This window comes from Acidimicrobiia bacterium, from assembly GCA_016650365.1.
GTDB lineage: Bacteria > Actinomycetota > Acidimicrobiia > Spongiisociales > JAENVV01 > JAENVV01.
The window spans coordinates 1-10026 of the sequence record JAENVV010000182.1 but is presented as its reverse complement, the minus strand read 5'-3'; the positions used below and the strand labels follow the sequence as shown (position 1 = coordinate 10026).

General features: G+C 59.4%; 14 protein-coding genes. 3 read left to right on the top strand and 11 right to left on the bottom strand.

Annotated elements, in window-relative coordinates; genetic code table 11:
* The 6 genes from JJE47_11045 to JJE47_11020 form a co-directional block, all read right to left on the bottom strand.
* The coding region (locus JJE47_11045) for an excinuclease ABC subunit UvrA (GenBank protein MBK5267956.1) at positions 1 to 281 on the bottom strand (281 nt) is incomplete at its 3' end.
* 301 nt (positions 282 to 582) lie between these two features.
* Positions 583 to 1644 (bottom strand): aromatic ring-hydroxylating dioxygenase subunit alpha, encoded by a 1062-nt coding sequence (locus tag JJE47_11040; protein ID MBK5267955.1) that lies wholly within the window; start codon positions 1642 to 1644, stop codon positions 583 to 585.
* Positions 1645 to 1862: 218 nt separating this feature from the next.
* Positions 1863 to 2099: a hypothetical protein gene (locus JJE47_11035; protein MBK5267954.1), complete on the bottom strand. Its 237-nt coding sequence runs from the start codon at positions 2097 to 2099 to the stop codon at positions 1863 to 1865.
* The gene (locus JJE47_11030; GenBank protein ID MBK5267953.1) at positions 2080 to 2949 is read right to left on the bottom strand and encodes a TerC/Alx family metal homeostasis membrane protein; all 870 of its coding nucleotides are present in this window, start codon (positions 2947 to 2949) and stop codon (positions 2080 to 2082) included. Before JJE47_11030 ends, JJE47_11035 begins: the two co-directional genes overlap by 20 nt.
* A 95-nt stretch (positions 2950 to 3044) precedes the next feature.
* Positions 3045 to 4061, bottom strand: coding sequence for an SMP-30/gluconolactonase/LRE family protein (locus JJE47_11025; GenBank protein MBK5267952.1), 1017 nt, complete (start codon positions 4059 to 4061; stop codon positions 3045 to 3047).
* A 3-nt stretch (positions 4062 to 4064) separates the two neighbouring features.
* Entirely contained in the window at positions 4065 to 5297 is a 1233-nt protein-coding gene (locus JJE47_11020; protein MBK5267951.1) for an LLM class flavin-dependent oxidoreductase, read from the bottom strand.
* Between the two features lie 114 nt (positions 5298 to 5411).
* Here JJE47_11020 and JJE47_11015 point away from each other — a divergent pair, with 114 nt between their 5' ends.
* Complete coding sequence (locus JJE47_11015; protein MBK5267950.1) at positions 5412 to 5933, top strand: PPOX class F420-dependent oxidoreductase; 522 nt, start codon at positions 5412 to 5414, stop codon at positions 5931 to 5933.
* Between the two features lie 12 nt (positions 5934 to 5945).
* Positions 5946 to 6725 (top strand): SDR family oxidoreductase, encoded by a 780-nt coding sequence (locus tag JJE47_11010; GenBank protein MBK5267949.1) that lies wholly within the window; start codon positions 5946 to 5948, stop codon positions 6723 to 6725.
* 155 nt (positions 6726 to 6880) lie between these two features.
* Here JJE47_11010 and JJE47_11005 read toward each other — a convergent pair whose 3' ends face one another.
* The 3 genes from JJE47_11005 to JJE47_10995 all read right to left on the bottom strand — a co-directional run bounded on the left by JJE47_11005 (position 6881) and on the right by JJE47_10995 (position 8177).
* Positions 6881 to 7162 (bottom strand): hypothetical protein, encoded by a 282-nt coding sequence (locus JJE47_11005; GenBank protein ID MBK5267948.1) that lies wholly within the window; start codon positions 7160 to 7162, stop codon positions 6881 to 6883.
* 184 nt (positions 7163 to 7346) lie between these two features.
* Positions 7347 to 7715 (bottom strand): hypothetical protein, encoded by a 369-nt coding sequence (locus JJE47_11000; protein ID MBK5267947.1) that lies wholly within the window; start codon positions 7713 to 7715, stop codon positions 7347 to 7349.
* 276 nt (positions 7716 to 7991) lie between these two features.
* Positions 7992 to 8177, bottom strand: coding sequence for a hypothetical protein (locus JJE47_10995; protein ID MBK5267946.1), 186 nt, complete (start codon positions 8175 to 8177; stop codon positions 7992 to 7994).
* Positions 8178 to 8326: 149 nt separating this feature from the next.
* Here JJE47_10995 and JJE47_10990 point away from each other — a divergent pair, with 149 nt between their 5' ends.
* Positions 8327 to 8680, top strand: a complete 354-nt coding sequence (locus JJE47_10990; GenBank protein MBK5267945.1) for a DUF1801 domain-containing protein — start codon at positions 8327 to 8329, stop codon at positions 8678 to 8680.
* A gap of 25 nt (positions 8681 to 8705) precedes the next feature.
* Here the strand turns inward: JJE47_10990 and JJE47_10985 are convergent, their stop codons facing one another.
* Both JJE47_10985 and JJE47_10980 read right to left on the bottom strand, forming a co-directional pair.
* On the bottom strand, positions 8706 to 9332 hold the full coding sequence (locus JJE47_10985) for a DUF1684 domain-containing protein (GenBank protein MBK5267944.1): 627 nt from the start codon (positions 9330 to 9332) through the stop codon (positions 8706 to 8708).
* 159 nt (positions 9333 to 9491) lie between these two features.
* On the bottom strand, positions 9492 to 10026 hold a 535-nt coding region (locus JJE47_10980; GenBank protein ID MBK5267943.1), incomplete at its 5' end, for a glycine/betaine ABC transporter substrate-binding protein.

Sequence of the window (10026 nt, the reverse complement as noted above, 5' to 3'; positions counted from 1 at the left end):
TGATCGACGATGATCGCCGTCGTCAGCCCGTCGAGGACGTCGACCTCGGGGCGGGCCATCGTTGGCATGAAGCTCTGGACAAAAGCACTGTATGTCTCGTTAATCATCCGCTGAGATTCGGCGGCGATCGTGCCGAACACCAACGAGCTTTTCCCGGAGCCGGAAACGCCGGTGAACACCGTCAGCCGGCGCTTGGGTATCTCGACGCTGACATCCTTCAGGTTGTTGACCCGTGCGCCCTGGACACGGATTAGATCGTGGGTATCCGCGGCGTGGGTCATGGTCAGACCGCCGGAAGCCAAACGGCGTAAGACTGGGAATCGGTGATATTCATGGCGCCAATCCTAGGGAAACGAATCGCGGCCCCATGGGGTCACAGGAATTGCCGGTTGCCTACCGGGCCGACCGCTACCTCCAGGTCCAGTCGTAGGTGCAACCGAGACCCATCAGACCGTTCGACGAGTACATGCGGGTTGTTGCAGATCGGGCATGACGGCTCTCGCTGCTCGCTGGTCCACTCTTGGGTGTACTGCCAGAGCTCACACCGAGGGCAGAACCCCCAACGCTCAGGGCCAAACGACATCAGCGTGAGGCGGACTCGTGTTCGGACCGCTCCATTTCGTCGAGGACTCGACGAGCCATCATCATCGGGCCATCGGTTCGGATATGGACTTCGCGGAACGGACCATCCGGGTAGTGAACCATCTTCTGTTGTTCCTCCAACGCCCATAAGTCTTCTTGTACGACGGTCGGAGCGGTCTCCACCAACACGTCGAGGAGAGACCGATCGGGGTCTTTCGCCCACCGACTGCCGGCCGGGGTGTTGATGGATCTCCGCCAGATCACGTGCTCATCGTCGACCGGGGTGATGGTCTGGTACAGGACAAACGATCGTTCCTCGGCCGTGCCCAGCTTTCCGGGCGGTGCCACCGCGATGATTACGTGGAACATGGCCGGTCCCACCATTCGATGTGTTTGTAGCTGATCACCGATTTCGACGCCGAAGCGGTCTCTCGTCATAGGTGGAAACACGAAATCTTTGCGGGGACGGTACGTGGCGATTACGGGTATGCCGTTTTCCTCCGAGCGTTCGATGTCGACGGCGACTTCAGCATCGGCCCTGCTGCCGATGTTGCCCGAATGAAGAGGGTAGAAGTGGGTCAGATCGAGGAGATTCTCGATGAGGAGTCGGGCAGCTGCGGCAACGGGCATCGGTTCGGTGTTCCCGGTCTCCCACGAATCGGAGGCGATCTCCGGTGTGCGGGGAGGCGTCACCCGGGTCGAAGCAGCCGGATCGCCGGGCCAGACCCACACCAGCCCGTCTTGTTCCACGGACGGGTACTTGTAGATCCTGGCCCGCTCGGGGAGTCGGTCACTCCGGTCACGGAGAGCGGGAATGTCCACGCATTGTCCGGTTAGATCGTAGGCGAAACCGTGATACGGGCATTGGAGGATATCGCCTTCGAGAATCTTCCCATCCCAGAGGGGGAAGCGTTTGTGAGCACAGCGCGCGTCGAAGATCCCAACCTCGCCATCTTCGGATCTCCAGGCAACCATTGGCCGATCGGCGATCGTGTGTCCGGACGGTTTTCCTACCTCGAACTCAGTTGAGAAACCTGCCGCATACCAACAGTTGTGGATCAATTCCAGCTCCTTTGGACCGGCCGTAAGTCGGATTCAAACGGCTGGGTGTCTTCTCGTCGTCGGCCCGGCACACATGATATGCCAGGACGGATCCTTACGTCTGCAACCAACGGTACCAAACGATCGGGCAGATCTCTTTGTGATGCGCTTCTGACACCGGATCCGCACGTCTTGTTCCAAACCGTTGCAGTTCTCCCGTGTTACGAGAGAACTGATTGTCAATCCTCGGGGAGACCCGCAAAGTCGCGCTTGGTCTGCTTGTACCAGCCCATACTTTTGATCGGGTGCTTCCAGCGCCCCTTCATGTCCTTCAAGGCGCCTTCGTGAGCCACATCGCCGCCGGCGACGATCTCGTTCAGGTGGTTGTCCTGGGCCTGGATTATCGCATCGGCCGTTGCTCCGCTGAGTGCGAGATCGCAAGCTCCACCCAATTGCCTACATGTCATGGTTTTCATACGTGTCTTTCCGTTGGGTAGTTCGTTTCACTGTTTCAGGCTTGAGCAATGCGGACCAGATTGCCGGACGGATCACGCACGGCAAAGTCGCGGGCGCCCAAAACTGATCGGCTGGTTCCGACACGATCTCGGCGCCCGAATCACGCACCTTGTCGAAGGTGGCGTCGAGGTCGTCGGTGAAGAAGTGGTACCAGTGTGAGATTGTCATTTTGACTCCGACGAAAATAAGTATGCCGCCGAGGGCGTGCGACAGGTAGTGGAAGCGTTCTCTGGTGTTGGCGAGAAGGAAATACATAGCTCGTAGACCCAGGATGGCGAAAGCATTCGATGCGAACACGAGGAACGGTAGGTTCGAAACCGCCAGAATGGCCGGTACCGAGTCGACTGCGAAGATGATGTCGGTGACTTCGACGACGAACAGTGCCGCTAGCAGGGGCGTTGCGGCAAGTCGGCCGTCGAGCTTGGAGAAGAACCTGTGTCCATCGAGATGTTCGGTCACCGGCAGGATCTTGCGCAGAAGACCGAGACCTCGCGTGGCCTCCGATTGGACCTCGCCAGCCCGGTGGCGGATGATCTTGGCCCCGGTGAAGATCAGGAACGCCCCGAAGACGAGCAGAATCCACCAGAGGCGGCCGATCAGGGCGGTGCCGAGGAGGATGAAGACCGCTCGGAGGGTCAACGCACCAAAGATGCCCCAGAACAGGACGCGATGCTGGTATTTGAGGGGGATCGAGAGGCTGGCGAATAGCATCGACCACACGAACACGTTGTCGACGCTGAGCGATTTCTCGATGAGGTAGCCACTGAGGTACTCGCCGAATGCGTCGGCGCCGTACGCCAGGGCGATCACTCATGAGAACGTCAGTCCGCAGGTCACCCAGGTGATCGATTCGATGAGTGCCTCTCGCGGGGTGGGGGTGTGAGCTTCGCGATAACCGACCCGGGTTAGGCCCAGTGTGCCATCGGAAGTCCGGCTACCGGACTCGTGAAGTAGGGGATCGATGTACCGCGGAGGCTTCCAATGTATACGGTCTTGAGGTCGGAGCCTCCGAAAGTAACGCTTGCCATCCATGGGGCGATGCTGCCGCCCGCAGCCAACATGTGTTCCGGTTTGACCTCATCCTTCCAAAAGGCGTTTAGGAATTCCTGTCCGGCCGGATGGCCGAGGTCATCATCAAGAATTATCCGGAGGTCGCCCTCGGGCGTGATCGCGAAGATCTGATCGTTGAAGACGTGGGTGCCCCACAGGTTCCCGTATTCGTCGAAGGCGATGCCATCGATCAGGGCACCGTGGTTGTTCGGCCCAAAAACCTCATAATCCGTAAGCGATCCGTCAGGGAGAACCCGCATCCGACTGACCTTGGGTCCACACGTTTCGGCGATGTAGAGCCACTCTTCGTTGGAGTCGAGCCGGATCTCGTTCGTGAATGCAAGGCCGTCGGCCACGATCCGGATGCCACGATCGTCTACCAACACGATACGGCCGTCTGCCACGTTGGGCGAAATGGCCGTCATCCAGTTCGGGATCATCGTCGAAATGGTGATGTAGATCCGATCTTTCGAGTCGCGGATGACGAAGTTGACCTTGCCGATCGGTTCTCCATCGACGGAATCGTAGAGCACCGTATTCTCACCAGACCGGGTCATTCGTTCCAAGCGGTCCGTTCCGAAATTCGAAATGAGCAGGTCACCATTCGAAGCAAACGCCATGCCATTTGGCAATGTGCCTTTGGTGAACCGGCTGGCCTCGTCGCTGGCGTTCGCAAAGCTGCTGGCCGCTCCCTGGATGATGAGTTCCTGGTCGCCCGACCTGGTGTCGATCCTCACCACCCCACCCCGGGCGTCTGCCGCCCACAACATTCCATCCGGTTCGGCCAGGATGCATTCGGGCCTCTGTAGGCCCGAACCGACATACGCAATGGTCGAGCGGTCGACCTCAAATCGGTCAATCGGATTCACCATGGGTCAAACCGCCGGGCTCTCGGCGTCGAAGTCGGGGACTTCGAGGGTCGGGAGGATCTCCTGCATGAAGGCGGTCAACTCCTCTGCGACCACTTCCTTCGGGGTCTGGGCATAGTGCCATATCAAGGTGATGTATTCCGACGGAACCCGCTCGATGAGTTCTTGCCACAATTCCTTGGATCGCTCCAGGGAGCCGCCGATGAATATGTCGGACTCCTTCATGCTGGCAATGTGATCGGTATCAGGATCGTTGGGGAATTGTGGGAAGAATGGACCGTAGAAGTTCTTGTAGATATCGAGGTCATAGTCCAGCAGCCGTTGGTCGTATTGCGCTTCGTCTTTGCAGACGTGGGGCCAACGTACGATGTTTTGCCGCTCACCCAACCGCCGGTTGATGCCGGCCGCAGCCGCTGACTTGACGTAGAGCTGGGCGTGCTTCTCGATGTCTGACGTCTTCATGAAGTAAGTGGGAATGAAGCCCTTCTGTGCGCAATAGACGATTGTTTCCGGGCTCTTCGAAGTTGCCATAAACACGAGCGGGTGGGGATTCGTATATGGCTTTGGCACTACCGAAACCCGCCGGACCACGCCATCTCCGTCGATCTCACCAGGCGCCCCCGCCTTTGATGCGATCTCATGGGCGGGATATCCCACGATGCCGGTATCCAGTGGGTACGGGGCAACATAGCTGTCGCCATCGAGCACAACCGACTCCTCTGTCCAGCATTTCAGAAGCATTTCGGTCTTTTCTTCGAAGAGTTTGCGGTTCAGAAGATCCTCGTCGCTCTTATCGCCGAGGGTGGCAACTGCCTGGGAGTGTTGGCCGAGAATGTTGGCCCATCGAGACTGGTATCCCCGTGCCAGACCGACGAAGAACTTGCCCTTGGTTAGATGGTCGAGGATGGCCGTCTCTTCGGCTACGCGAATCGGATCCTGGGTCGCCATCACATATCCGAGTGCTCCGACATAGGCGTTTTTGACAATGGCAGCCCAGTATCCGTTGAGGACGCCGGGGTTGGGACCGACTTCGTAACCTTCCGAGTGGAGGTGGTGTTCGATTGTCGAAATGCCCCAGGCACCGAGGTCGTCTGCTAGGCGGACCAGGTCGGTCCAGTCATGCAAGACTCGATGATATAGCTCGCTATTACGGCCAATAGGGGCCTTGGCTATGCGATCCGCTTCATCGTCGGCGGGCATCATCGGATAGATCTGGACTATCAGTTTCGGCTGTGCCATTCGGGTCCTTCGCGGTAGCTCTCGACGATTTCCATATTTCTCATAATCTATCGACCGCATGACCCCCATGCGCCGTATGCTTCGGATCCTCAACCATTTGGAGAGGAGCACCCCATGACAATTCCGCTCTACAACTTTCTCGATGTTGCCGACGGACTGCAGGAAAACCAGTTCGGTATCGGTCACCGCACCGTCATAAACTCGCTCGACGATTTGGATCCCATCTATAAGCGACTTCTTGATGAACCGGTGACCGGCGTGTTTTCCGTGATTGCCCCGGATGGGCGTCCCAGCTTGACGCCAATGTGGTTCGATTACGACGGCGATAAGGTTCTCGTCAACGTCGCTGCCCATCGGAAGAAGACTGCGTGGATCAAGGCAAGTCCTGAGCTTTCGCTCATCCTCGTCAACCCTGAGAATGCATACCACTGGGTGTCGATGAAGATCACCGTCGAGCGGGAGATACATGAGGACGATCCGGCGGAAGGCAAGCGAGCTGCCGATCAGGTCGACAAGATCTGGCGGAAGTACACGGGGGATGAAGGTGTCTATGGGTTGCGCGATCCGGCCGGTCACGAGAGGCGCATTCTGTTCGAGTGTCGCGTCGACAAGGTGTCCACCTTCGGCAAGCCGTAGGCGTTCGTCCTGATGCCACTGACGGGGAAAGTGGTCGTCGTGACGGGAGCCGGCGGGGGTATTGGCAAGGCAATCGCCCTCAAGTGTTCGGTGGCGGGCGCGGATCTCGTGTTGGCATCTCGCTCCCGTGATTTGCTCGAAGTGGTCGCCGACGAGGTGACGGCGCTGGGCCGTGAGGCGGCGGTCGTTCCAACCGACGTAACGGATGGTGGTTCGGTTGAGGCGCTAGCTGAGGCGACCTACGCGCGGTTCGGTCGGGCGGACGTACTCGTCAATAACAGCGGGATCGCCGGTCCGACTGCCTTGACGTGGGAGACCGATGTCGACGAATGGCAGGAAACGTTGGCCGTCAACTTGACCGGGCCGTGGCTGTGTTGCCGGGCTTTCATCCCGAGGATGATCCCTCACCAGTCGGGCAGCATCATCAATATCGGATCAATTACCGGCAAACGACCGTTACTGGGCCGGACCCCGTACGCGGCGACGAAAGCCGGTTTGATCGGAATCACCCGAACCATCGCCGAGGAGGCCGGTCCGCATGGGATTCGCGTGAACCTTGTCTCACCGGGAGCCGTAGAAGGTCCCCGAATCGACCGGGTATTCGAAGCGCAAGCGAAGGCAACCGGATCGACCCCCGAACACGTTCGCAGCAACTTCGAGAGGCTCTCACCGATGGGGAAGATCGTTACCGCAGAGCAGGTTGCCGATGCCGTGGTGTTCCTGGCATCGGATCACGCCTCCGCCATCACCGGCATCGACCTCAACGTTACGAATGGCATGGTGATGTACTGAGCCGAATGTGCCCCGAGACCGTCGGGCGGGCCGCTCCGGGTCGGATACACGGGTGCCGAGGGACCTCTTTCGCGAATACGAGAAATCCCGAATCGTCCTACCCCGGCGCCCAGAGCACCGGTTCCGTGGGCGAAGTTATCGGGATTCCTGCCACGTCACTTGCCATTGGGCAGCCCGCTGTTCGGGACCCCGGCTTGATTTGAGGATTCGATGATCGAGAGGATCTCGGGGGCGGTGAGCTTGTTGCCGAGGGTCGGCATGGTGGGTCCGGGGATATCCAACCCTTCCCGGATTATCTGGAGTAGAAGTTGGTCAGGGCGATGCCAAGTGTGGCCGCTGGAGTCATGGGGAGGTGCCGGATACGTGCCGTCTGCCTTCGGGATCTTCCAGTCTGGTTCGTCAGGCGGGTCGGCCTGGTGACATGAGGCGTACTGCACCGCGCACAGCTCCTGACCGGTCTCAACCTGCTGTTTATCGAGGTCAGGATAAGGCTATGCGACATCCTCGGGAGCGAAATATGTGATCGTGGTAGGGGTGTCGCTCCCCGAGAATGAAGAACAGGCCGACAGTGCAAGGAAGGTTGCCGCCAATGTCGCGCGCAGCCGCCGGAGCGGTCTGAAGTCATGGTCGGGGTGAGCTACTACCGCGAGGAAGTATCAGCGCGAATTTCGACCCGTGTCCTAAACCTGGAGAGCTAGCCGTCAGGTCTCCACCGTGCATCCTTGCCAGGCTCCTGGCAATCGTGAGGCCGATCCCCGTACCGCCGGGTAGGGATCGGTCAGCCCGGTAGAAGCGCTCGAACACCATCGAGAGTTGTTCTTCGGAAAGACCCCGGCCCGTGTCGGTGACCGTGACCCGCAGGAGTCCGGGTGGTTGATCGATCCTCACCTCGACGCGCCCGCGGTTCGGGGTATAGGACAACGCGTTGCCGATCAGGTTCGTGAGGACCTGGGCCATGGTCGCGGTCGACCGCGACCATGGCCCGTGCATGAGGTATGGATACGAGTTCGACGTTCTGGTCGGTGAATTGGGGGCGCAGTCGGTCGGCTACCTCGGTGCTCAAGGCCGCCAGGTCGGTCGACTCGAGGCGCAGGTCTATTCGGCCCTCTTCGGTTCGAGACAGTGTGCTGAGATCGGTGGTAAGGCGCTCCATCCGGCGGGCTTCCCGAACGCTGGCCGCCAGGGTCTCGCCAAAGAGCGGAAATTTCTGAAGAGCAGGCCGATCCCAGCCAGGATCGGTCGTGATCTGCCTACCGAGAGCGCTGATCAGGGCCGCTTGGTGCCTGTTTGTGGGGTGATGGGATGGAGCAGGGCACCGGTAAGACTCGACACCCGACCGTTGTCCCAGCGCACTTCGACGGTGCCGTCCCGAACACCTACGACGACGCCGGTGCGTGGCCGCTGCCTGATCTTCTTCGTGCGCTCTTCTACGTGTTGGCCCTTCTTTAACATGGACTGCTCCCTTGCGTGTCCTGCTCGAATTGTATGCGCATCGGCGGTAGCCGGTCTGATAATGGAGCGCGGTTTTGGGTGGCTTCGGAGTTCGGTCGGTAGGAAGGGAACCAGGCAACCGCCTGTTCCGTGCATCTAGTATCGGCGCTGTGTCCGAGCAAGAGGTCGATGATTATCTAGCCGGTCTTGACCAGGCAAAGCGGACCACTCTCGAGGAGTTGCGTCAAAGCAATCTGGCCGTTATTCCCGACGCTGAACAGGGCATCTCGTATGGCATGCCGGCGTTCAAGCTCAACGGCAAGACGATTGCTGGCTTCGCAGCATTCAAGAATCACCTCAGCTACTTTCCTCATAGCGGTTCGGTGTTGGCGGAGTTGCCTGAAGATCTTGCCTCGTACGTCACCTCGAAAGGAACGCTCCAGTTTCCTATCAACGAGCCGCTCTCGAATGGATTGGTAGAAAAGCTCATCGCGGTCCGGATGCGCCAGATCGGTTCCGTTTGAAGGGGTGGCCTACAGCAAGTGGGGATTAGCGGCGAAGTCGTTCGCCGGCGCGAATTGGTATGGACAGGCGGTTGTCCGTCGGCGACAGCGGGCAACTCCACCGGGAGTCGTGAACACAGGACGGGTGGTAGGAGAAGTTGAAGTCGAGGGTCACGCTCTCTCGATCATGACCCAGGTCGGCTCCCTTGGCGGTGTCGAGTAGATATCGCCCGCCGCCATAAGTCTCGGTCCCATTTGTTGCGTCGCCGAACGGCACGAACACTCCGCCTCCGTAGTCCTGGAGCCAGTACAGGGTGAGCGTTCCGTCAAACGACCCGAGACGGAACCGGGCGCGGCCGAAGGTCCGGGTCGGAGTCGAGCCCGCACCGCTGTGGGAGACATGGATCTCGGTCTCCGGTACGGGCTGCACGATGGCGGTGAGACGCAGGTCAGGGTCGTAGTCCCAGTATTCGAGTCCAGCGAAGGATGCTCGGTTCGGAGCCGGCAAGGGACTCCGGGGATGGGTTCGAAATAGTTCATTGCGGGTCGCAACCCAATGCGACCAGCCAGCGGACGGTTCCATCTGGCGCACCCGGACATAGAGATCAGACATGCGGCGCCGGTAGTCCCACAGGTCGAGTGTGGTGCCGGGCTCGTCGATGGACGGCTGCATTAGCGAGCCCACCCGGTCACCGGCAAGGCCGAGAGCGGTGGCGGAACTCTTGGATGCATCATGGTGGATGTCCTTTGCCTTGCGCTCCAATCTAGGTCGACAATGAGGAAAAGCCCCGACCAGGCCGGGGCTCTTCCTCATGTCTCTTTCGGTCTGCGATCAGCTGTCGATGAGACCATTTTCGACCAGGAAATCGTGGGCGATCACGTCGGCGTCTTCGGGAGCGAAGAATCGCTCGTTCATCGCGATGAGTTGGTCGGTGGTGATCGTTGCACTGATCTTGTTGATCAGATCTGTCAGCTCATTTCCGTACTCGTCGAGGATTGCCTGGCTGACAACTGGAACGATGTTCTCGGCCGGCTGTAAACCAAGGTCGTCCTCAAGGGCAAGGAAGTCCTCGATGAACAGGTAGGTCGTGAAGAACAGACCCGCATCGATCTCTCCACCGTTGAGGGCCGCCACCGTCAGGGGTCCACCGGCGTCAAGCGCTTTGAACTCGCTGATATTGAGACCGTACACACTCTCAAGTCCGAGTTGGCAGCGTGGCCGTTCTGGGCATTCGGGCGGTCCGCCCAGCACAAAGTTCTCGACCTTCGAAAGATCTGAGACCTTGGACAGGCCGAGTTCGTCGGCCAGGGCTTTCGTGACAACAAACGTGTTCTTGTCTTCGGCTGGCGCTAGATCGAGCACGGCC